We start from the raw sequence: 22,303 nt of genomic DNA on the forward strand, positions 1-22,303 counted from the left end.
GCATGCTGCGGGCGGCGTGGAGACCACCGCATGTTGCTGCCCATTCCCGATGTCCTCACTCCCGCACAACTTGGCGCGTTGCGGGAACGGCTGGACGCGGCCGACTGGGCGGACGGCCGCATCACTGCCGGCCATCAATCCGCGCAGGCCAAGGACAACGCGCAGCTGCCCGAAGACAGCGCGGTCGCACGCGAAGCCAGCGCACTGGTACTGGATGCACTTTCGCGCAGCAGTACGTTCTTTTCCGCGGTGCTGCCGCGTCGGATCTATCCGCCGTTGTTCAATCGTTACAGCGGCGGGCAGTCGTTCGGGTACCACGTCGACAACGCTGTGCGTTACGACCGCAGCCGCGGTGGTGCCGAGCCGGTACGCACCGATGTCTCGGGCACGCTGTTTCTCAGCGACCCGGACAGTTACGACGGCGGTGAGCTGGTGATCGAAGATACCTTCGGCACGCAGTCGGTGAAGCTGCCGGCCGGGCACCTGGTGATCTATCCCGGAACCAGCCTGCATAAGGTGATGCCTGTAACGCGCGGCACGCGCGTCGCCGCGTTCTTCTGGACCCAGAGCATGTTGCGCGACGATGCGCAGCGCCGCCTGTTGTTCGAACTGGACGTGTCGATCCGTCGTTTGACCCAGGACACGCCCGGGCATCCATCGCTGATCCAGCTCACCGGCGTGTATCACAACCTGCTGCGGCAGTGGGCCGATGTCTGAGCCTGTGATCGACCCGGCCCTGTTGATGGCGCTGTTGCAGACACAGCCCGATCAAGCGATCGCGCTGCTGCGCAAGGCAGCCGCCGGGCACGATGTGAATGCACAACTGCTGCTCGCGCAGCTGTACGCGGAAGGCCGCGGCGTTCCCGCCGATCCGGCCATGGCGATGCTGTGGTACGAAGTGGCCGCCAATGCCGGGCATCCGGAAGCGATGAATCAACTGGGGCGTTGCCACGAACTGGGCTTCGGCACGGCGTGCAACATCGTGTTGGCCGCGCTGTGGTATCGCCGCGCCGCCGAGCATGGGCTGGATTGGGGCATGTACAACCTCGCGCATCTGTACGGCTCCGGCCGTGGCGTGGCGCAGGACCACGCGCAGGCATTGGCGTTGTATCGCACCGCGGCCGAGCGTGGTCACGCCAAATCGATGAATTTCGTGGCGCGCTATCTCGACCAGGGGCTGGCCTGCGATGCCGATCCACTCGCAGCGCGCAACTGGTATCGCCGTGCTGCCGAAGCAGGCGATTTTCGCGGCCAGGCCAGTTACGCCACCTTGCTGGCAGACGATGGCGACATCGATCAGGCCGAGCACTGGATGCGGTCTGCGATCGCAGGCGGACATGCCGGCTTCCTGCAACAACTCACGCCGCTGCTGACGGGTGCAACGCAGCCACGTCTGCGTGCATTGCTGAGCGACGTGGCGAGGCGACAATCGCTACTGCAGGCATCCGTCGCAGCAACCGCGGCCTGAGCACGCCATGTCGACGTCGAACCAGACCCTTGCCACCACCCAGCAACGCCGCGGTTTCTGGCTGCGCCTGCTGCATCAATGGCACTGGATCAGCTCGGCGCTGTGCCTGATCGGCATGCTGCTGTTTACGGTCACCGGGCTCACCCTCAATCACGCCGCGCGTATCGAGGCCAGCCCGTCCACCGAACACCGCACGCTCACCCTGCCGCCAGCGCTGCTGAAGGCCTTGGGCACGCGCCAGGACGGCGATGCACCGCTGCCGCCGCGCGTGGCGCAATGGCTGGGACGCGAGCTGGAGATCAGCATCGGCACGCGCAACGGCGAATGGTCGCCCGACGAGGTCTATCTCGCGCTGCCCCGCCCCGGTGGCGATGCCTGGTTGAGCCTGGACCGCAGCAGCGGCGCGATCGAATACGAGCGCACTTCGCGCGGCGCCATCGCCTATCTCAACGACCTGCACAAGGGCCGCAACGCCGGACCGGCCTGGGGCTGGTTCATCGACGTGTTCGCCATCGCCTGCCTGGTGTTCTGCATCACCGGCCTGTTCCTGCTGCACCTGCATGCGCGTCAGCGCAGCATGACCTGGCCGCTGGTCGGCCTGGGCCTGCTGATTCCGCTGCTGATTGCCTTGCTGTTGATCCACTGACCTTTTACCGGAGACGATCATGCGCGCCACCCTGACTATCGCTCTGAGCGGCCTGCTCGCCATGCCGGCGTATGCGGCCACGCTCGACATCAACGTCGAGATCCCCAAGCTCACTGTCGCCGAATACCACCGCCCGTACGTGGCGATCTGGCTGGAAGGCGCAGACCAGAAGGTCGCCGCCAATCTGGCGGTCTGGTACCAATCCAAGGACACCGCCGAAGGCCACGGAACCAAGTGGCTGCCGGATCTGCGCCAGTGGTGGCGCAAGAGCGGCCGCACGCTGGAGGTACCGGTCGACGGCGTGACCGGCCCCACCCGGCCTGCCGGCGCGCACGCGTTGTCGTTCACCGATACCAAGGGCGTGCTGAAGTCGCTGCCGGCCGGCCAGTACACGCTGGTGGTGGAAGCCGCGCGCGAAGTCGGCGGCCGCGAACTGGTCAAGGTGCCTTTCAGCTGGCCGGCGAAGTCTGCGCAGACCGCCAAGGCCAGCGGCAGCAGCGAACTCGGTGCCGTCAGCCTGGTCGCCAAACCCTGAGCGTCACCTGCTGGTGGCGGCCGCACGCAGCGTACGCGGCCGACCACGGCGCAACGGCGCAGTGCATCGCGTTGCCAGATACATATCGCTTTCCACGCATCCACGCAGCGCCACACCTGCGCGCTGATCAGACACGTGACCCACCGTCCTCATCGTCCTTCAAGGAGTTGTCATGAAACGTTCGCTCGTCCTGATCGCCATGCTCGCCGCACTACCGGTCAGCGCCCTCGCCCACAAGGCCTGGTTGCTGCCGTCGCAGACCGTCATCGCCGGCGAGGCGCCGTGGATCACCGTCGATGCGGCAGTGTCCAACGACCTGTTCTACTTCAACCACGTGCCGCTGCGCCTGGACAACCTGAGCATCACCGCGCCCGATGGCAGCACGCTCAAGCCGGAAAATCCGGCCACCGGCAAGTACCGCAGCGTGTTCGACCTGCAGCTCACCCAGCCCGGCACCTACAAGCTGGCCATCATCAATGCCGGGCTGTTCGCCAGCTGGAAGGAAGACGGCAAGCCCAAGCGCTGGCGCGGCAACGAGGCCAGCTTTGCCACCGAAGTGCCGAAGAACGCGCAGGATCTGCAGGTCTCGCAATCGCTCAATCGCGTGGAAACCTTCGTGACCCGTGGCGCGCCGACCACCACCGCGTTCAAGCCCAGCGGCAAGGGCATCGAGCTGATTCCGGTGACCCACCCCAACGATCTGGTCGCAGGTGAAGCGGCGCAGTTCACCCTGCAGCTGGACGGCAAGCCGGCGGCCGGGCTGGAAATCGAGATCGTGCGCGGCGGCACCCGTTATCGCGATGCGCAGAACGAGATCAAGCTCAAGACCGACACCAAAGGCAGCTTCAGCGTGACGTGGCCGGAACCGGGCATGTACTGGCTGGAAACCACCAGCGAAGACAGCAAGACCTCGCTGCCGCAGGCCAAGCAACGCCGCCTTGGCTATGTCGCCACACTGGAAGTGTTGCCGCAGTAATCGCCGCACGCACGCCACTGCGTTGACCGGATGGTCAGTGCAGTGGCGCTGTGGTGGCGACACATGCCATTGGCGGGTGCACAGCGCGGAGCATCAACCTGCGCATCCCTGCTGCCTCAAAGACAGACCGCGTGATGCAAACGGCACGTTCGCGCGTCACCATAGCTGCTTCAGGCAGCGCCTGCTCGACCGGTCTACACATGCATCCAGTTTCTTCCGCAGACGACGCCGTTGCCTCCCTGGGCGGGCGCAGCATGGGCACGACCTGGAGCGTCAAGCTGGTAGCGCCGCGTGCGCGCGACCTGCATCCCCTGCATGCGCGTATCCAGGCGGCGCTCGACCGTGTGGTCGCGCAAATGAGCACCTGGGAAGCGGACTCGGATATCAGCCGCTACAACCGTGCCGCAGCAGGTGACTGGCAGACCTTGCCCGACGACTTCTTCAGCGTGCTGCGCACCGCGCTGCAGATTGCCCAGGCCAGCGACGGCGCGTTCGATCCCACGGTCGGGCCAATGGTCGAGCTGTGGGGCTTTGGCGCCTCTGGCGGCCGGCGACGCGTACCCTCGCCCGAGCAGATCGCGCAGGCGCGCCTGCGCTGTGGTTGGCGACGCCTGCAACTGGATGGCAGGCGGTTGCTGCAACCCGGCGCTGTCGCACTGGATCTGTCCGGCATCGCCAAAGGCTTCGGAGTGGACTGCGTACACCATGCGTTGCGACAGGCCGACATCGAGGACGCCTTGATCGACGTGGGCGGCGAACTGTTCGGCTATGGACGCAAACCCGATGGCAGCGCATGGCGTGTACTGGTCGAATCCGCGCCCGATGAGGACGCCGGCGCTGCCTTGCCGACACGTGTGCTTGCCTTGGACGGGCTGGCAGTCGCCACATCCGGCGATCGTTGGCACCGCTTCGATGCCGACGGCATGCGCTACGCGCACACCTTCGACCCACGGACCGGAGCGCCGATTCCGCACGCGCCTGCCGCCGTCACCGTCCTGGCACGCGACGCCATGCAGGCCGATGCCTGGGCCACCGCGATGACCGTGCTCGGCACCGACGCCGGGCTCGCCCATGCCGCCAGGACCGACCTGGCAGTGCGCTTCCTGACGCGCCACGATGGCAGCTTGCACGAAGCGATGAGCCCCGCATTCGAGCGGCATCTGGCGGCGTCATGAGTGTCGCGAGCCCACGCGTGTGGATGGGTAACGGGATGGCGCTGCTCCTATTGGCCGCGCTTGTCGGATGGCTTGCCCGCCTGCATGACGGTGCGTGGTGGGCCGCGCCCACACCGCATCGTTGGCAATGGGCCGCCGTCGGGATGGCCGCGTATGCCGTGCTGTGCGCTGCGGTATTCCTGCGCAGCCGGGCTCGCGCCGACACCCCGCACGGCGACAGCAGCGGCGTGTTGATCGTGTGGGCAAGCCAGACCGGGTTCGCACGCGAACTGGCCGAACGCAGCGCCGCTGCCTTGCAATCGGCAGGCATCGGCGTCCATGCATTGCCGCTGCAAGCAGTGGGTGCAGAGCAGCTCGCGCGCGTGCCACGTTTGCTGTGCATCGTCAGCACCACGGGCGAAGGCGACGCCCCGGATCACGCGCAGGCTGCGGTGCGTCACTGGCTCGCCGACAACGGGCAGGATCTTGCCGCCGTGCAATACGCGGTGCTGGCGCTCGGCGATCGCCGTTATACCCAGTTCTGCGCATTCGGCAGGCATGTCGACGACCGCCTGCAGGCGCGCGGCGGCACCCGCCTGTTCGAGCGCATCGAGGTCGACAATGCCGACCCGCGCGCATTGCAGCAATGGCAACAGCGCCTGTCGGCATTGGCGCCTGCCCTTGCAACGCAGCCCGACTGGAGCGTGCCGACTTACGCCGCCTGGCAGCTGCGCGAACGCGTCCACGTCAATCCAGGCAGCGCAGGCGCACCGATCCATCGACTGCGTCTCACGCCCATCGATGGCACGCTGCCGCCATGGGTTGCCGGCGACATCGCCGAGATCGCACCGGAAAACGCTCCGGAAAGTGTTGAGGCATGGTTGCAGCGCCATCGACGCGACGGCGCAGACATCGTCGACGGTCGTACGCTGCGCGCCTGGCTTGGCCGCTCGCACCTGCCAACCGATGCACAGATGGCGGCCATGACGTCATCGGATGCAACCGCCTTGGTGCATCGCCTGCTCGCGCTGCCGCATCGCGAATACTCGCTGGCATCGATCAGCGAAGAAGGCCACGCCGAACTGCTGATCCGCGAACACCGGCATGCCGACGGGCATCTTGGGATCGGCAGTGGCTGGCTGTGCGTGCATGCTCCCGTCGGCGCGACGATCGCCTTGCGCCTGCGCAGCAATCCGGGATTCCATCCGCCAGCACCCGAGCACCCCATGCTGCTGATCGGCAATGGCACCGGCATCGCCGGCTTGCGCGCCCATCTACGCGCACGCATCGCGGTCGGGGCGAGCGACAACTGGCTGATCTTTGGCGAACGCAATGCCGCGCACGATGCGCTGTATGCCGAAGAACTGCAGCAGTGGCAACACGCTGGCTGGATCGCGCGTCTGGACCTTGTGTATTCGCGCGACCACACCCCAGCGGTACGTTACGTACAACATGTATTGGCCGCTGCCAGCGATAGCCTGCGCCAGTGGATCGACCGCGGTGGCTGCATCTATCTCTGCGGCAGCCTGCGCGGCATGGCAACCGACGTGGACAGCACCCTCGATATCCTGCTGGGCATCAAAGTCAGACAAGAACTGCTACGCAGCGGCCGCTACCGTCGTGACGTGTATTGAACGGCAACCATGCAGACTGAGCATCGCAACGTGGCACCGTGGAGCGCTGCCATCGGTGGCAATCGGTGCGCGGCAGCGACGGCATCCGACACCGCCCGCGATGCTTCCCTCAACGTTGCAGCTCATGCAATCGGCCACTTTCAAGGTCTCTGAATCCGACATGCAGCAACACTCGTTCGCCGGTAACCATGCTCCGCGCCGTCACGCTGCTGCATGCATGCAAGATCGCTGATGCCTGGAGGCAGGCAATGCGGAAATGGCGCGTCAAATCCGACGTGCTAGCCACTGGGCCCAAATCGGATGTACTTGGACTCGCAACCCCCAGCCGTTCGATGCATGTACGAACATGCTTGGCTGACCGAACCAGCTAATCAGAGGTTCCGGCACGCGGACTGACGCGTATCGCCAGCAGCTCGCCGCCGCCCTCGAGTACGTAACGGGTGCGCGTCGATGCACTCAGCCATGCGGTATCGCCGGCAGCCAGTGGCGGCAGTTCACTGTCGCGCCCAAAGCTGGCCTGGCCCGCCAGCAGGTGAATGGCCCAGGCGCTGCCCGGATCCGCGAAGAACAGCATCGTGCCGACCAAGGGGCGATGCAGGAGCTCGGTATGCAGCAGATCGCGGCGCCACATCAGATTGAAATCCTGCGTCGGCCCATCGAGCAAGCGCGCATCGACGGCCTCCTCGCCAGCGAATCGGACGCGCTGGTAAGGCGGCAGCAACTCGACCACGCGCGCGGCGCCGGCAGTGCCTGCGTCGACACCATCGCCATCGGTTGTGCCGGTGATCAGGCCATCCTCATGAGCAGCGCCATCACCCGGCTCGAGCACGCCAGCACCAAACTGCAGCCGCATCCCGTTTCCGTGCAGCAGCACCAGTTCGCGATCGATCCCCGGGAATGCAGAAAACGCAGCATCGCGTTCAATCTCGGCAATGGACAGCCGCAATACCCAGGCCTCGGGTTCCCCGAGCCGCAGGATCTCGCGTGTCCAACCCAATTGATTGCGCCACCGCTCGCGGCGGTACTCGGTGGCCGGGATCACCCGGCTGCTCAGGTCTGTCAGCTGCATCGGCGCATTGTGCCCGAAGCCCGGCACTCAAGCCCTGCCAAGGCTACGTGGCAGAGCGACACGCCCTGAAACGAAAAACGCCCGGCTGCACATCCAAGTGCAACACCGGGCGATTCCACGTCCTTGTCGGCTTCCAGCCATCCCCCGGACATCCTGTCCAGTTAGGTTGCGGCCACGCATCCTCGCGTCGAACCGTATCTCGGATCCCTTCCCCTTAACGCCGTCCCACCGGTTTCACCGCCGCCCCCTTGGCAGCCTTCTTGGCGGGAGCCATCGTGGCTCCTACTTCGATCAGGTCTCGATTCCGTTCGACCGTCTTGAGTCCGATGCCCTTGACCAGTGCCAGTTCCTCGGCACTTTTGAAGGGACCGTTTGCCTGACGGTGCTCGACGATTGCCTCGGCTTTTGATCGCCCGACATTCGTCAGCACCTTGTCCAATTCCTCAGCAGACGCGGTGTTGATATCGACCTTGTCGAGCGCGTACGCATTCGAGGACAACAACAACGCCAGTAGCAGGGACTTCAGGACTACGGTAAATGACTTCATTGCAACGCTCCTTGTGGCTTGGGTGATGGTCCTAGCCAGCATTCCTGCCGGCGGAGCCAGTGTCCCGCGCCACATGCAGCAATCCTATCGCCAACGAACTTTTCACACAGCCGGTGAACTGCGCGCCGCCTTGTAGGGAAATCCCTACCCCTGGCCTCGGGCGTAGAATGTGTCATTACGTCACGCATTCGGAGCCTTCATGGACAGCGCCAAGATCGACCAATTCATCAGCGATACCTGGGACCGCGAGATAGTCCCGCAGCTGGTCGATTACATCCGCATCCCCAATAAATCGCCGATGTTCGACGCCGATTGGGTGGCCCACGGCTATATGGAGCAGGCCGTGACACTGATGGAAACCTGGGCGCGTGCGCAGGCCATCGATGGCATGCAGGTAGAGGTGGTGCGCCTGGACGGCCGTACGCCCCTGATCTTCATCGAGATCCCTGCCACGGGTCCGGAGTCCGGCGACGACACCGTGTTGCTGTATGGCCATCTGGACAAGCAGCCGGAGATGACGGGTTGGGACGCCGACCTGGGCCCCTGGGAGCCGGTGCTGCGCGACGACAAGTTGTATGGCCGCGGCGGCGCCGACGACGGTTACGCGATCTTCGGTTCTCTGGCTGCGATTCTGGCGCTGCGCACCCAGGGTCTGCCGCACGCGCGTTGCGTGGTGCTGATCGAAGCCTGCGAGGAATCCGGTAGCTACGATCTGCCCGCGTATGTGGATCATCTGGCCGAGCGCATCGGCAAGCCGTCGCTGGTGGTGTGCCTGGACTCGGGCTGCGGCAATTACGAGCAGCTGTGGTGCACCACCTCGCTGCGCGGGCTGACCGGTGGCAACCTCAGCGTGAAGGTGCTGGAGGAAGGCGTGCATTCGGGCGATGCCTCTGGCGTGGTGCCGTCCAGCTTCCGGCTGCTGCGGCAATTGCTTTCTCGCATCGAAGACGAGGCCACGGGCCACATTCTGCTGGAGGGGCTGCACGTGGAGGTGCCGGAGGAGCGACTGACCCAGGCCAAGGCCGCGGCAACAACGCTGGATACCGCCATCTTCGACAAGTTCCCGATGGTCGATGGCCTGGTGCCGATGCATGAGGACCTCACCGAGCTGGTGTTGAACCGGACCTGGCGCCCGGCGCTGTCGATCACCGGCGTGGACGGCATGCCGCCGCTGGCTTCGGCCGGCAATGTGTTGCGTCCGCAAACGGCGGTGAAGCTGTCGCTGCGGCTGCCGCCGACCGCCGACGGAAAGGCCTGCGGCGAGCTGCTCAAGCAGGCCCTGCTGCGCGACCCTCCGAATGGCGCGCAGGTCACGCTGGAACTGGAAAAGGCCTCGTCCGGCTGGAATGCCCCGGCCATGGCGCCTTGGCTGGAACAGGCCATCGACGATGCAAGCCAGGCGTTCTTCGACAAGCCGGCGATGTACATGGGCGAAGGCGGCTCGATTCCGTTCATGGGCATGCTGGGCGAAAAGTTCCCGGGCGCGCAGTTCATGATTACCGGCGTGCTGGGGCCGCATTCCAATGCGCATGGCCCGAACGAGTTCCTGCACATCCCGATGGGCAAGCGCGTCACTGCCTGCGTGTCGAAGGTGATCGCCGAGCATCACGCGGCCTGCCTGCGCGGCGAAACCAGCGGCTCGCCGGTGGCGGCCGACAGCGGCACCCGTCATGGTGGACATGGTTGCTGTTGAGGCCGTGAGGCCGCCGCGGGCCGAGCGCGTGCGCTGACGTCAGGCCTGGCATTGCAATCGCATCGAACCAAGCAGCATCGGCGACGGGGCAGCGGCCCCTCACCCAGCTCCCGGCCCGCCAGGACCCGGAGCTGGGGATCGAGCATCCGGTTGAATGCCGATACCTGCACCGGCACTGTGGGGCGCCGCTGCTGCGGCACTGCGAAAGCCCTTGCTGAAGGCATCCCATCAGCGTCGCCCGCACTGCGCTTGCGGCGCAGGTCGCCGACATCCGAAATGCTAGTCTGCCGATCCCTCTCGCCTTCGGTGCTGCGATGAACACCTTGTTTGGTAGCGACAGCTGGCTCTACATTCTGCTGGTGGGATTTGTGGTCGGGCTACTGGCGCGTTTCATCACGCCGGGCACGCAGCGCCTGGGTTGCCTGCTGACCATTATGCTGGGCATCGCTGGAGCGGTGGTGGCGAGCTGGTTTGGCCGCTACATGGGCTGGTATCACGCCGGCGAGCCTGCCGGCTTCCTCGGCGCATTGCTCGGCGCCATCGCCATCCTTGCACTGCTGCGCTTGTTCAGCGGCAGCAAACGCTGACCGCCGCAAGACGCGCTTTGCCCTCTACTCCCTGACGCAACCACGACACATGACGGTATCGCCTTCTGACCCTGCGCGCGACGCGCTGCGCCTGCAATGGGCGCGATGCGCGCTGGATGATCCATCTGCCACGTTGCAACGCGCGTCGGTCGACGCCGGCTTTCGCAGTTACTGGCGTACGCAGGGGCGCGGCACCGATCGCATCCTGATGGATGCGCCACCGGAGCTTGAGAACGTGGCCCCATGGTTGCGCATGCACGCCCTATTGGGCGAGCACGGAGTCCGCGTGCCGCACGTGCTGGCACAGGACCTGCAGATCGGCTTGCTGCTATTGGAAGACCTGGGCGTACCGACGCTGGCGCAGGTGCTGACCGACGCCAATGCCGACGCCCTGCTGGATGGCGCAATCGCGCAATTGCTGTTGCTGCAACAGATCCCGCCGCCCGCCGACAGCGGCATGTTCGGTGAGGCGTTGTTGCAACGCGATGCCGGCCTGTTCGAAGAATGGTTCCTGGGTCGCCATCTTGGCGTGCAGCTGGACTGCGGGCAGGCCGAGCAGCTGCAACTGGTGCAACGGCGTTTGATGGACAACGCACTGGCGCAGCCCCGCGTGTTCACCCATCGCGACTTCATGCCGCGCAATCTGATGCCGGTGCCCGATGGCCCGGCAGTCCTGGACTTCCAGGATTGCGTGATCGGGCCGATCGCCTACGACCCGATCAGTCTGTTCAAGGACACCTCGGTCAGTTGGCCGATCGCACGCGTCGACGATTGGCTGGCGCGCTATCACGCACGTGCGCAGGCGGCCGGCTTGCCGGTGCCGCCGCTGGAGCAATTTCTGCGCGACGCGGACTGGATGGGCGTGCAGCGACACCTGAAAAACCTGGGTATTTTTTCGCGCCTGAGCCATCGCGATGGCAAGCATTGGTATCTGGACAACGTGCCGCGCTTTATCGCCTATCTGGACGAAGTACTGCCGCGCTACGCCGAGCTGGCTCCCTTGATCGCGCTGCTGGACGAAGTAGTCAAACCCGCACTGGCAGCACGTGCAGCGAAGGCAGACGCATGAAGGCGCTGATTTTTGCAGCAGGCTTTGGCGAGCGCATGCGCCCGCTGACCGAACACATGCCAAAGCCCTTGCTGTCGGTCGGCGGCACGCCATTGATCGTCTGGCATCTGCGCAAGCTGGCGGCGTTGGGCGTGGACGAGGTGGTGATCAACACTTCATGGCTGGCCGAGCAGTTTCCGCAAACGCTGGGAGACGGCAGCGCGTTCGGTCTGCGCCTGACGTATTCCTTCGAGGGCGCCACTCCGCTGGAAACCGGCGGTGGCATGCTGCAAGCGTTGCCGTTGCTGGGCGAGGCCCCATTCCTGTTGGTCAATGGCGATATCTGGACCGATTTCGACTTTGCCCGCCTGTCGCATGCACCGGAAGGACTGGCGCAGTTGGTGCTGGTCGATCGCCCCGCGTATGCAGAGCGCGCAGACTTTGCGCTGGACGCCGATGGCAAGGTACATGCAAATTTGCCCGCAACGCTTACCTATTCCGGCATCGGCATGTATCGACCGGCGCTGCTGCACGACTGGCAATCGGTGATTGGCCACCTGCCAGAGCAGACCGGCGCGGCGCCGCGGTTTGCGTTGGCGCCGATCCTGCGCGCGCAAATGGCGGCAGGGCTGATCGATGGCATCCACCATGCCGGGCGCTGGACCGATGTCGGCACGCCGCAGCGATTGGCGGAGCTGGATGCGCAATTGCTGCGCGACGGCGGCTGATCGCAACCAAGCGCCGCAACCAGCCAGCCGCGCATCGTGCATTGCTTGCACCACGCACACCGACCATCTCGATCGCCCTTGCAGCCAAGCCGCAGATCAGCCGCTCCGCAACCGATCTATCTGCATTGCTGGCGCCCGCGAGACACAACGCAGACCATGCGCACCAACCAACGTGACTGGTGCTTGCCCGCTCACCGTCGCGGGACCCTGAGCGGCATGGATTCCGCGCCGGAGCCTACATGGACGTACTTGCGGCGTGTCCTGCGATGGTGGGCGGGCAAGGGCCTTGCAGCCAGCCCACAGATCAGCCGCACTACAAGCTTTCAGGTGTAGTGCCTCAAGTGCCTGGACACTGCTTTAGATGTGCTGAAGCGAAGTGCGAAGCAACCCGCGCCTACCTTGCGCTGAGCGTCGTACTTCCGTCAGCTGATCGAAGAGCCGCGATCCTCCAGCACCCGCCGCAGGAACGGCACGGTGATGCGGCGCTTGGCCGCCAGCGATTCGCGATCCAGCCGATCCAGCAAGGCCACCAACGTGGCAAGTTCGCGCTCGCTATGCGTCAGCAACCAGTCGATCGCTGCATCGTCCAGCGCCAGCCCACGCCGCTGCGCACGGTCGCGCAGCACGGCCGCGCGCGCCGCGTCGTCAGGTACCGGCAGTCCGATCCGGACGCATTGCGACAACCGCGAACGCAGATCCGGCAGCACCAACGCCAGGCCATCGGGCATCTGCCGCGCGGTGTAGAGCAAGCTGATGCCGGCGGCGCGTGCGCGATTATGGAAATCGAACAGCGCCACTTCGTCGTCGCGCTGGCCGGCGATGCTGTCCACGCCATCCAGTGCAACCAGGCTGCGCCCCTCCAATGCTTCGAGCGCATCGCGCAGGCGGCCGGCTGCTGCATGCAGCGGCAGATACGCGGTTGCGCGCCCGGCCTGCTCGGCCGCCGCGCACACCGCCAGCGCCAGATGCGTCTTGCCGGTGCCGGCGGGGCCGGCAAGATAAAGCCAATCGCTCACCTGCCCGGCCGCCAGGGCCTGCAGCTGCGCAAGCAGGCCCTCGGGCGCGGCGATGTAGCTATCGAAACGCTGGTCGGATGGCGCGCGCAACGCCAATGGCAACTGCGGCACGCTCACGACCGATCTGCGTCCTTGGTCGGGTCGACGATGATGACGCTGCGCTCGGCGGTGGTGGGCTGCAGCACGATGCCCGCGCGCTCGCCGGCATACAGGTCGCTGCGGGTGTACTGCTCATGCGCATACCGCAGCAGCACGTTGGCCACCGCTGCCACCGGCAACGCCAGCAGCATGCCGAGAAAGCCGAACAGCTGGCCGCCGGCCATCACCGCAAAGATCACCGCCACCGGATGCAGGCCGATCTTGTCGCCCACGATGCGCGGTGTCAGCACGTAGCTTTCCAGCAACTGGCCGACGGTGAACACTACGCCCACGCCGATCAGCAGCTTCAGATCCAGCCCCTGCGCCTGCACGACCGCAGCCAGCAGTGCCAGCACAATGCCGGTGGTTGCGCCCAGATACGGAATGAAGCTGATGAAGCCGGCGATGATGCCGATCAACAAACCCAGGTTGAGTCCGATGATCGAAAGGCCGGTGGCGTAGATCGCGCCCAGCGCCAGCATCACCAGGAACTGGCCGCGGATGAAGCCGCCGAGCACGTCATTGGATTCCAGCGCCAGCCGGCTCACGGTGCCGATATAGGCGCGCGGGATGACCGCCGCCACACGCTCGACCAGCCGGTCCCAGTCGCGCAGGAAGTAGAACGCCAGAATCGGCAGCAGCGCCAGGTTGATCACCCAGGTCACCATCGCAAAGCCCGAGCGCTGCACGTAGCCGAAGAAGGTCTTGGCAGCGCCGCCGGCTTGTTCCCAATGGCTGCGGATCCAGTCGATCAGGCGCTCAGGGTCCAGCCAGCCCATCAGCTCCACGCCGGTCTTGGCTTCCAGCCATGGAATGGCGGTACTGATCGCCCAGGTGCGCATCTGCGGCAAGGCGTCGATCAGGGTCATGATCTGGCGCTCGATCATCGGCACCAGAATCATCAGCGCCAGCACGAACAACAGCAGTGCCAGCACGAACACCAGCGACACCGCCATGTTGCGCGAGCGACCGGCACGTTCGATGCGGTCCACCAGCGGGTCGCCCAGCCAGGCCAGCAACAACGCCAGCACGAACGGCGTCAGGATCGGGGATAGCAGCGATACCACCCACAACACGCCGACAATCACCGCCACCCATTTGAGGCGGCGCAGGAACAGGGCGATTTCGGCTTCGGGAGTCAAGGTCATTTCAGGCGGTACTCGGCGTGCTCGTTTTCGAGAATGATCGGACCCTCGGTCGGTACCGACACCGAGACCAGCGGGCTGTTGTCGCCGAGCATACGGTTGAGGCCGGAAATGCCCGTGAGCAGTTCCAGATCCACTTCCATGCGGTCGCCGTTGGCGCTGACCGGGCGAATGCTGCGCACTACCGACACGCCCTGCAGCGCAGCGGCAACCCGCAGGTAATCGTCGGCGCTGTGGATGCCGGTGATCACTGCGCGATACACGCCCGGCACGCCCGAGTCCACGCGCTTGGCGTAGCGCTTGACCAAGGCATCGGCAGCGCCATCGGCACCGGCGGCCATCGCGCGGCGCGCGTCGCCGTCACTGCTGGTCCAACTGGACAGCACATTGCCGTTGTCCACGAACACCCAGTCGGCGGTCCAGCCGGCCGCATTGCGGTAGAGCTTGCCGATCAGCTGCATCGGCGGGCTGTATTTGGCCGACGCGCGCGACACCGCGGCGGTGTCCTTGCGCCAGATCGCACCGGCCAGCGCCTGCTCGGCCGCCGCACCGCCCGGCAGGCCGAGCCGGTACCCGCGCTCGATCGCACGGTCCAGCACGCTGCGTGCGGCATTGGCCTGGGCGACACCTACCAGCCGTGGGCCGCTGCCATCATCGATGGCCAGCCACAGCACCGGCTTGGGGCGCGGCAACGGCCACACCGGCAAACCGAGGGCAGCGATCAAGCCATCCACATCGGACTGGCGAAAACGCGCGACCAGGGTGGTACGAAAGGTAGGCGCACCTGTGCGCGAGGTGCCCTGATCCTGGCGGTAGTCGTAGTGTTCGACGTAGTTAGGCGCATTGCGCAGCGCCTGCGGCACACCGGGGCGGCTCATCACCGAGCGATCGCCGGAGACCTTGCCCAGCACCGCGCCCAAGGCGCGCGCCAGGGCACCGGGGCGATCGGATTCGCCCTGGCTATTGACCGGCACTTCGGCATCGTAGGCACTTTGCGCCTTGGCGACGTCGCCTTCGGTGCGCAGGTCGGCCTGCGCAAGGGCCGGAACCACAGGCATGGCGACCACGAGGGCGAGAAAGAAAGCGAGACTGCGGCGCATCGACGGTTCCATGGCGTAAGCGTATCCAGGTGAATTGTTGCCCGAATGGGGCGCTAGCGCCAACGTGGCTGTTAAAATCGCCGCCTTTACTGCCGAGCCACCCACGCCCGTGACCAGCCCAACGCCTTCCACTCCCTCGCCCATGACCTACCGCGACGCGGGTGTCGACATCGATGCCGGCAATGCCCTGGTCGAACGCATCAAGCCGTTGGTCAAGCGCAGCTTCCGGCCGGAGGTGATGGGTGGCCTGGGCGGCTTTGGCGCGCTGTTCGACCTGTCGGGCAAGTACAAGGAGCCGGTGCTGGTCTCCGGCACCGACGGCGTGGGCACCAAGCTCAAGCTGGCTCAGCAGTTGGGTCGCCACGACACCATCGGCATCGACCTGGTCGGCATGTGCGTCAACGACGTGCTGGTGCAGGGCGCCGAGCCTTTGTTCTTCCTGGATTATTTCGCCACCGGCAAGCTGGACGTGGATACCGCTGCAGCGGTGGTCGGCGGCATCGCGCGCGGCTGCGAGCTGTCCGGTTGCGCGCTGATCGGCGGTGAAACCGCCGAAATGCCCGACATGTACCCGCCGGGCGAGTACGACCTGGCCGGCTTTACCGTGGGTGCGGTGGAAAAGTCGCAGCTGCTCGACGGCGCGCAGGTGCGCGAGGGCGATGTGCTGCTCGGCATTGCGTCCTCGGGCCCGCATTCCAATGGCTACTCGCTGATCCGCAAGATTTACGAACGTGCCGGCGCACCGGCCGAACATGTGCTGGACGATGGCACCCGACTGATCGACGCGCTGATGGCGCCGACCGCGCTGTACGTCAAGCCGGTGCTGGCGCTGCTCAAGTCGCACGGCGAAGCGATCCATGCCATGGCCCACATCACCGGTGGCGGGCTCACCGAAAACATCATCCGGGTGATTCCCGACGGCCTGGGCCTGGACATCGATGCCAAGGCCTGGACATTGCCGCCTGTGTTCGCCTGGCTGCAGCGCGAAGGCGCGGTGGCCGATGCCGAAATGTGGCGCACCTTCAACTGCGGCATCGGCTTTGTGCTGATCGCATCGCCCGAGCAGGCAGCCACGCTGGAACAGGCGCTGGACGCGCAATCGCTGGCGCATTGGCGCATTGGCCAGGTGGTCGCCGCACACGGCGACGAACGCGTACGCATCGGCTGATCGAGGACTGCATGGACGCTTCCCCCCCTGCCCTGCCGACGCCGGCCAGCGCCAATGACCTGCAGCACCTTAAGCTGCTGTCGACCTTCCATTACGTGCTGGCCGGCATCACCGGGCTGTTTTCGCTGTTTCCGCTGATCCACCTGTTCATGGGGCTGGCCATCGTCACCGGACAGTTACCGATGAACGGCAGCAATGGCGAAGCGGCACCGGACCAGATGCGGATGTTCGGCTGGATCTTCGTGGTGTTCGCGGCCGCACTCATCACCGGCGGGCTGACGTTGGCGGGCTTCATGGCGTATGCCGGCCGCTGCATCGCACAGCGCAGGCGGCATCTGCTGTGCCTGATCGTGGCCGGCATTTCGTGCTCCTTCATGCCATTCGGCACCGTGCTTGGCGTGTTTACGCTGGTCACCTTGCTGCGCCCTCAGGTCAAGGCACTGTTCGGCCCTGCCGCAAGCGCCGCCTGAGGGAGACGTGATCATCAGGGCCCTGCGCCGCGCCAAATCGGCTGCGTTGATCGTCACCATCGCAGTGTTCCTGGCGAGCTGGATCGCGCCGCTGTGGCCGGTCGAACAGGCCTTGCACAGCTCACTGACGGTGCTCGGGTTGTTCGCGCTAGTGTGGGCCGATCGTCGCTGGCCACTGGAAAACGCCGCGTTCGTGGCAATCTGCGTGTTTATCGCCTTGCACTGCGTCGGCGCGCGATGGCTGTATTCCAACGTGCCTTACGAGCAATGGAGCATGCAGCTGCTGCACTGTTCGCCCAGCGCGACGTTCGGCTGGACACGCAATCATTTCGACCGGCTGATCCATCTGCTGTTCGGGCTGTGTTTCACGCCGGCCATTGCGCAACTGGCGCTACGGCTATGGCCCCGCCTGACGCTGCGGCAGATCTTCGCGCTGACGGTGATGAGCATCATGTGCGTCAGCCTGGTCTACGAGTGGTTCGAGTGGGGCATTGCGCTGCTGCTGTCACCACAGGCCGCCGAAGCCTATAACGGCCAGCAGGGCGACCCCTGGGACGCGCATACCGACATGCTGCTGGCAACCCTCGGCAGCCTGGCTGCCTACCCCGTGGTGAGGACATTGTTCAATGCACGCGACTGAACCGCGCCTGCGCCTGGCCGTGCTGGCCTCCGGCCGCGGCAGCAATCTGCAGGCCATCCTTGACGCAATCGACAGCGGGCGCCTGCACGCGGAGGTGGTCGGGGTATTTTCCGATCGCCCGCAGGCACCGGCACTGCACAAGGTGGACGCGGCGCACCGCTGGAGCGCCAGTCCACGCGACTTTGCCGACCGCGACGCCTTTGACGCCGCGCTGGGCGATGCCATCGCCGCCGTGCAACCGGACTGGGTCATCTGCGCCGGCTACATGCGCATCCTGGGCGAGCCGTTGGTGCGACGCTTCGCCGGCCACATGCTCAATATCCACCCGTCGCTGCTGCCCAAGTACCGCGGATTGCACACCCATGCGCGCGCGCTGGAGGCCGGCGACACCGAGCACGGCGCCAGCGTGCATCTGGTGGTGCCGGAACTGGATGCCGGCAACGTGATCGCGCAGGCCCGCGTGCCGGTGCTTGCGGGCGACAGCGCCGAGCAACTGGCCGCCCGCGTGCTGGCGCGCGAGCACCTGCTGCTGCTCGCCACGCTGGACCTGCTGGCCAGCGGGCGCCTCCAGGTGGACGGCGATGCGGTGCATGTGGACGGTCAGTGCCTGTTTACGCCACTGCGACTAGAGTCCGCTGACACCGCATTCGCCTGAATGCGGATACGCCCTCCTCATCCTGTCTCGGACATCCTTGTGGCCCCGTGCCTCAACTCCAGCGCATGAAAGCCCTCCCGATCGCCGCCGCGCTGTTGACCACGGCCCTGCTCTGCCAGGCCAACCCGAGCCGTGCGCACCAGGCAGCCGCCCCCCCGATGGCCACGCCTGCCACGCCTGCTGCCCCTGCCGCTGCAGCCGCACTGCCCGCAAGCACCTGGACGCCGCCGCCGCTGGAGCCTTTTGTGGCGACCTACCAGGCGTTCTACCGTGGCAAGGAGGCCGGCGATGCCACCATGCAGGTCAGCCACGGCGACGCAAGCCAGTGGCGGATCGACATGTCGGTGCGCGGCCGCAAGGGCTTCGCCAGCATCCTGGGCTTGAACCTGGAACAGAGCACGGTGTTTCGCGTCGATGGCGACACCTATGTGCCGTTGAGCCAGAGCACCGTGCGCAAGGCGATGTTCTTCGGCAAGAAGGTCACCGGCGTCTACAACTGGCAAGCCGGCACCGCGCAATGGGACGGCGACCTGAAGGAAGAGCGTCAGCAACCCATCCCGCTGCAACACGGCGATCAAAGCGCGCTGTCGCTGAATCTGTCGCTGATGCGCGACGCGCAGCCGGGCCGCAGCCTGAGCTACCGCTATGTCGATGTGGGCCGGGTGCGCAAATACGATTACAAGGCCGCCGATGCCACCGAGGTGGTGCAGGTCGGTGACCTGAGCTACGACGCGTTGCGCGTGTACCGCGTCAACAGCGGCGACAACGAAACCATCCTCTGGATCGCCAACGGAGTTCCGACCCCGGTGCGCATCCTGCAACGTGACAAAGGTGAGGATCAGGTCGATCTCCGCCTGGTCGAATACCAAGGAGTCTGACCATGAAAACCCTCTCCCGCACCAGCGCCTTGATCGCCGCCGCCGCACTGGCCGTGGCCAGCCTGCCGGCGTTGGCCGTGCAGCCGTTCCAGGCTGATTACTCCGCCAATTACATGGGCATGCAGGCCAACGGCACCATGACCCTGGCCGCGGCCGGCGCCAATCAATGGCGCTACACGCTGACCATCCAGAACCAATTGGCCAACCTGACCCAGAGCACGGTGTTCGAGGAAGCCAATGGCCAGCTGCGCCCGGTCAGCAGCAACGATAGCTCTTCGATGATGGTCAAGCGCCGCAACGTCACCGCCAATTACGACTGGAAAACCAGCCAGGCGACCTGGGGCGGCGATATCAAGCCGGACCGTCGCGGCCCGGTCAAGCTGCAGCCCGGCGACATGGATGCGTTGCTGATCAACCTGGCGATCACCCGCGATCTGGCTGCCGGCAAGCCGCTCAACTACCGCATGGTGGACGAAGGCCGCATCAAGCCGATGAGCTACAAGGTGGTCGGCAAGGAAACCATCACCGTCAACGGCAAGCAGGAGCAGGCCACCAAGGTCTCGCGCGTGGATGGCGACAAGGAATTGATCGCCTGGGTGGTCAAGGACCTGCCGGTGCCGGCGCGCCTGCTGCAGAAGGAAAAAGGCCAGGATGCGCTGGATCTGACCATCAAGGGGCTGCGCTGAGCGAGATGCAGCTGCCATTTTAAGAGCGCGCCAAGGCGCAAGGCTTTAGATGAGCCAGTGGGTCGAGGGCGCGGTGCCCTCGCCGCTCGCGGGACACGCCGCAAGTACATCCCTGTAGGCTCGGTGGCGGCATCCATGCCGCCACACGGTCCCGCGATCGGCGAGGACACCGCACCAGACAATTGGTCGGTTGTTCGCTTAAAAGCTTGTCCGTTGATCGGCTTGCGTGTTGATCGGCTCGGGTTAGGAGATTAGCGGACGCTTGCTTGTCAGAACTGCAGGGCACGGTGTCTGCTCTTACCATGCACACCGACCATCTCGACCGGTCCTTGCCCGCCTACCGTCACGGACCTTACGCGGCATGGATGCCGCGTAAGAGCTTACAGGGGCGTACTTGCAGCGTGTCCCGTTGGTGGGCGGGCAAGGGCCCCGCAACCAGGCCGCAGATCAGCCGCTCTCCGACTGATCCATCCGCACCAACCCCTCATGCCTCAGGGCTTTGCTGCGGCCTTGTCGTCGCCAGTGCTGAACACCGTGCGGCAGTCCACGCGGATCTGCTCGTCGTTGCTGCGCCAATAGAACAGATCGCAGTGCCGCTTGCCTTCGACGGTCTTTTTCACTGCCACCGCATAGAACGACTGCGCGATCTCGTCGCGGCTGGCGGTGCCGTCGCCGTTCCAGTCCATGTCCTTGAACTCGACGCCCTGGGTGATCGCCATGCCGACCGACCAGGCGTAGGCCAGCCACGCCAGGATCAGCACGATCACGCCCAGCAGGATCTTGCGACGGGTGGTGAAGCGTCCGCGCAGGATCATGCGGTGCGCCGGATGGTCGCGCCCAGCGCCCCCAGCTTCTCCTCGATGTTTTCGTAGCCACGGTCCAGGTGGTAGATGCGATCGATGGTGGTGTCGCCGTCGGCGACCAGCCCGGCCAGGATCAACGAGGCCGAGGCGCGCAGATCGGTCGCCATCACCGGCGCGCCGCTGAGACGCTCGGCACCGCGCACGATGGCGGTGTGGCCTTCGACCTGGATGTCCGCGCCCAGCCGCAACAGCTCATTGACGTGCATGAAGCGGTTTTCGAAGATCGTTTCGTTGATCACGCCCACGCCATCAGCCACGCAGTTGAGCGCCATGAATTGCGCCTGCATGTCGGTGGGAAACGCCGGGTATGGCGCGGTGGTCAGGTTGACCGCGCGCGGGCGCTTGCCATGCATGTCCAGGGTGACGCTGTCGGCGGTGGTGGTAATGGTGGCACCCGCCTCGGTGAGCTTGTCCAGCACCGCATCCAGGGTGTCCGGGCGCGCGCGGCGCACGGTGACGCTGCCGCCGGTCATGGCCGCGGCGACCAGGAAGGTGCCGGTTTCGATACGATCCGGCAGCACCGCATGGTGCCCGCCGCCCAGACGCTGCACGCCCTGCACCACGATGCGCGGCGTGCCGGCGCCTTCGATCTGCGCACCGAGCGCGATCAGGCAGTCGGCCAGGTCGGTGACCTCCGGCTCCATCGCCGCGTTTTCCAGCACCGTGGTGCCTTCGGCCAGCACCGCGGCCATCAGCACGTTTTCGGTGCCGGTAACGCTGACCATGTCGAACACGTAGCGCCCGCCCTTCAGGCGGCCGTTGCTGGTGGCCTTGATATAGCCGTTTTCCACGCTGATCTCTGCACCCAATGCCTGCAGGCCCTTGATGTGCTGGTCGACCGGGCGCGAGCCGATCGCGCAGCCGCCGGGCAGCGACACTTCGGCGGTGCCGTAGCGCGCCAGCAGCGGGCCCAGTACCAGGATCGAGGCGCGCATGGTCTTGACCAGCTCGTAGGGCGCGACCTGGTGGGTCACCGAGCGCGGGTCGACCAGGATCGAGCGGCCCTTGGCCAGGGTGCCTTCGTCGATGGTGACCTCGGCGCCCAGCTCGCTGAGCAGCTTCACCGTGGTGATTACATCGTGCAGGTGCGGCACGTTGCTGATTTCAACCGGCGCATCGGCCAGCAAGGTGGCGCACAGGATCGGCAGCACTGCGTTCTTGGCGCCGGAGATATTGACTTCGCCGTGCAGCGCTTGGCCGCCGGTCACTACGATTTTTGCCATGGGAATCTGAGAAATCCGAAAGTAGAAGGGATGTCGGGGGAATGAAGTGAGGGACGTATCGACCGTGGTGCACGCGGCGCGCGTTGGAACCGGGGGATCGAGCGGCGCCGGGTACGGCCAGGGACGCGCTTGACACAGTCACTGCGTGAGCGTGGACGACGCCAGTCGAGCCGATGAGGTGCCTACTGCTGACCGACCCTGCTCCGCGCGCCGCGCCGACCCAGCCCGCCTGATGG

General features: G+C 65.6%; 24 protein-coding genes. 17 read left to right on the forward strand and 7 right to left on the reverse strand.

All coding sequences use genetic code 11. The features are described from left to right. The first annotated feature begins 30 nt into the window (after positions 1–30). The 7 genes from FHY19_RS02795 (at position 31) to FHY19_RS02825 (ending at position 6,413) form a co-directional block, all read left to right on the forward strand. The gene (locus FHY19_RS02795; RefSeq protein ID WP_259151838.1) at positions 31–717 is read left to right on the forward strand and encodes a Fe2+-dependent dioxygenase; all 687 of its coding nucleotides are present in this window, start codon (positions 31–33) and stop codon (positions 715–717) included. Continuing rightward, the gene (locus FHY19_RS02800; protein WP_259161366.1) at positions 710–1,468 is read left to right on the forward strand and encodes a tetratricopeptide repeat protein; all 759 of its coding nucleotides are present in this window, start codon (positions 710–712) and stop codon (positions 1,466–1,468) included. The genes FHY19_RS02795 and FHY19_RS02800 overlap by 8 nt, the downstream gene beginning before the upstream one ends. 7 nt (positions 1,469–1,475) lie before the next feature. Further along, positions 1,476–2,114, forward strand: coding sequence for a PepSY-associated TM helix domain-containing protein (locus FHY19_RS02805; RefSeq protein WP_259151841.1), 639 nt, complete (start codon positions 1,476–1,478; stop codon positions 2,112–2,114). A 19-nt stretch (positions 2,115–2,133) separates the two neighbouring features. After that, a complete protein-coding gene (locus tag FHY19_RS02810) occupies positions 2,134–2,649 on the forward strand; it encodes a DUF2271 domain-containing protein (protein WP_259151842.1) in 516 nt (171 codons plus the stop codon). A 172-nt stretch (positions 2,650–2,821) separates the two neighbouring features. Further along, entirely contained in the window at positions 2,822–3,625 is an 804-nt protein-coding gene (locus FHY19_RS02815) for a DUF4198 domain-containing protein (RefSeq protein WP_259161369.1), read from the forward strand. A gap of 200 nt (positions 3,626–3,825) precedes the next feature. Next, positions 3,826–4,800 carry an FAD:protein FMN transferase gene (locus tag FHY19_RS02820; RefSeq protein WP_259161371.1) on the forward strand — a complete coding sequence of 325 codons (975 nt, stop codon included), beginning with the start codon at positions 3,826–3,828 and terminating at the stop codon, positions 4,798–4,800. Continuing rightward, positions 4,797–6,413 carry a sulfite reductase flavoprotein subunit alpha gene (locus tag FHY19_RS02825; RefSeq protein ID WP_259161379.1) on the forward strand — a complete coding sequence of 539 codons (1,617 nt, stop codon included), beginning with the start codon at positions 4,797–4,799 and terminating at the stop codon, positions 6,411–6,413. Before FHY19_RS02820 ends, FHY19_RS02825 begins: the two co-directional genes overlap by 4 nt. Positions 6,414–6,780: 367 nt before the next feature. On the opposite strand, the gene FHY19_RS02830 is transcribed toward FHY19_RS02825, so the two are convergent. Both FHY19_RS02830 and FHY19_RS02835 read right to left on the reverse strand, forming a co-directional pair. Next, positions 6,781–7,482, reverse strand: coding sequence for a HutD family protein (locus tag FHY19_RS02830; RefSeq protein ID WP_259163878.1), 702 nt, complete (start codon positions 7,480–7,482; stop codon positions 6,781–6,783). Between the two features lie 214 nt (positions 7,483–7,696). Beyond that, positions 7,697–8,071 (reverse strand): helix-hairpin-helix domain-containing protein, encoded by a 375-nt coding sequence (locus tag FHY19_RS02835; protein ID WP_006452365.1) that lies wholly within the window; start codon positions 8,069–8,071, stop codon positions 7,697–7,699. 157 nt (positions 8,072–8,228) lie between these two features. Between FHY19_RS02835 and FHY19_RS02840 the strand changes: the two genes are divergently transcribed. The 4 genes from FHY19_RS02840 (at position 8,229) to murU (ending at position 12,085) form a co-directional block, all read left to right on the forward strand. Continuing rightward, positions 8,229–9,722: a M20 family metallopeptidase gene (locus FHY19_RS02840; RefSeq protein WP_259161382.1), complete on the forward strand. Its 1,494-nt coding sequence runs from the start codon at positions 8,229–8,231 to the stop codon at positions 9,720–9,722. Positions 9,723–10,036: 314 nt separating this feature from the next. Then, positions 10,037–10,309: a GlsB/YeaQ/YmgE family stress response membrane protein gene (locus tag FHY19_RS02845; RefSeq protein ID WP_259161383.1), complete on the forward strand. Its 273-nt coding sequence runs from the start codon at positions 10,037–10,039 to the stop codon at positions 10,307–10,309. 49 nt (positions 10,310–10,358) lie between these two features. Further along, entirely contained in the window at positions 10,359–11,378 is a 1,020-nt protein-coding gene (locus FHY19_RS02850) for a phosphotransferase (protein WP_259161391.1), read from the forward strand. Beyond that, entirely contained in the window at positions 11,375–12,085 is a 711-nt protein-coding gene (gene murU / locus FHY19_RS02855) for an N-acetylmuramate alpha-1-phosphate uridylyltransferase MurU (RefSeq protein WP_259161393.1), read from the forward strand. Before FHY19_RS02850 ends, murU begins: the two co-directional genes overlap by 4 nt. Positions 12,086–12,507: 422 nt before the next feature. Here the strand turns inward: murU and hda are convergent, their stop codons facing one another. From hda to FHY19_RS02870, 3 genes are read right to left on the reverse strand one after another with little or no spacing between them, the layout of a single operon-like run. Further along, positions 12,508–13,218, reverse strand: a complete 711-nt coding sequence (hda, locus tag FHY19_RS02860; protein ID WP_259151853.1) for a DnaA regulatory inactivator Hda — start codon at positions 13,216–13,218, stop codon at positions 12,508–12,510. Continuing rightward, complete coding sequence (locus tag FHY19_RS02865; RefSeq protein WP_259161395.1) at positions 13,215–14,387, reverse strand: AI-2E family transporter; 1,173 nt, start codon at positions 14,385–14,387, stop codon at positions 13,215–13,217. Before FHY19_RS02865 ends, hda begins: the two co-directional genes overlap by 4 nt. Beyond that, positions 14,384–15,496, reverse strand: coding sequence for a DUF2066 domain-containing protein (locus FHY19_RS02870; protein ID WP_259151855.1), 1,113 nt, complete (start codon positions 15,494–15,496; stop codon positions 14,384–14,386). The genes FHY19_RS02865 and FHY19_RS02870 overlap by 4 nt, the downstream gene beginning before the upstream one ends. 22 nt (positions 15,497–15,518) lie before the next feature. Here FHY19_RS02870 and purM point away from each other — a divergent pair, with 22 nt between their 5' ends. The 6 genes from purM to FHY19_RS02900 all read left to right on the forward strand — a co-directional run bounded on the left by purM (position 15,519) and on the right by FHY19_RS02900 (position 19,981). Then, positions 15,519–16,652: a phosphoribosylformylglycinamidine cyclo-ligase gene (gene purM / locus FHY19_RS02875; protein ID WP_259161402.1), complete on the forward strand. Its 1,134-nt coding sequence runs from the start codon at positions 15,519–15,521 to the stop codon at positions 16,650–16,652. Between the two features lie 11 nt (positions 16,653–16,663). Continuing rightward, positions 16,664–17,122 (forward strand): hypothetical protein, encoded by a 459-nt coding sequence (locus FHY19_RS02880; protein WP_259161405.1) that lies wholly within the window; start codon positions 16,664–16,666, stop codon positions 17,120–17,122. Positions 17,123–17,144: 22 nt separating this feature from the next. Further along, complete coding sequence (locus FHY19_RS02885; RefSeq protein WP_259163880.1) at positions 17,145–17,762, forward strand: DUF2238 domain-containing protein; 618 nt, start codon at positions 17,145–17,147, stop codon at positions 17,760–17,762. After that, positions 17,749–18,417, forward strand: coding sequence for a phosphoribosylglycinamide formyltransferase (purN, locus tag FHY19_RS02890; RefSeq protein WP_259161406.1), 669 nt, complete (start codon positions 17,749–17,751; stop codon positions 18,415–18,417). The genes FHY19_RS02885 and purN overlap by 14 nt, the downstream gene beginning before the upstream one ends. A 65-nt stretch (positions 18,418–18,482) precedes the next feature. Continuing rightward, entirely contained in the window at positions 18,483–19,295 is an 813-nt protein-coding gene (locus FHY19_RS02895) for a DUF3108 domain-containing protein (RefSeq protein ID WP_259161407.1), read from the forward strand. Positions 19,296–19,297: 2 nt separating this feature from the next. Then, positions 19,298–19,981 carry a DUF3108 domain-containing protein gene (locus FHY19_RS02900; RefSeq protein ID WP_259151860.1) on the forward strand — a complete coding sequence of 228 codons (684 nt, stop codon included), beginning with the start codon at positions 19,298–19,300 and terminating at the stop codon, positions 19,979–19,981. A 491-nt stretch (positions 19,982–20,472) separates the two neighbouring features. On the opposite strand, the gene FHY19_RS02905 is transcribed toward FHY19_RS02900, so the two are convergent. Continuing rightward, entirely contained in the window at positions 20,473–20,796 is a 324-nt protein-coding gene (locus FHY19_RS02905; protein WP_259151862.1) for an EF-hand domain-containing protein, read from the reverse strand. After that, positions 20,793–22,067 carry a UDP-N-acetylglucosamine 1-carboxyvinyltransferase gene (murA, locus tag FHY19_RS02910; RefSeq protein ID WP_259161408.1) on the reverse strand — a complete coding sequence of 425 codons (1,275 nt, stop codon included), beginning with the start codon at positions 22,065–22,067 and terminating at the stop codon, positions 20,793–20,795. Before murA ends, FHY19_RS02905 begins: the two co-directional genes overlap by 4 nt. Positions 22,068–22,303: the final 236 nt, after the last annotated feature.

The organism is Xanthomonas sp. 4461, from assembly GCF_024806475.1.
Lineage (GTDB): Bacteria > Pseudomonadota > Gammaproteobacteria > Xanthomonadales > Xanthomonadaceae > Xanthomonas > Xanthomonas arboricola_F.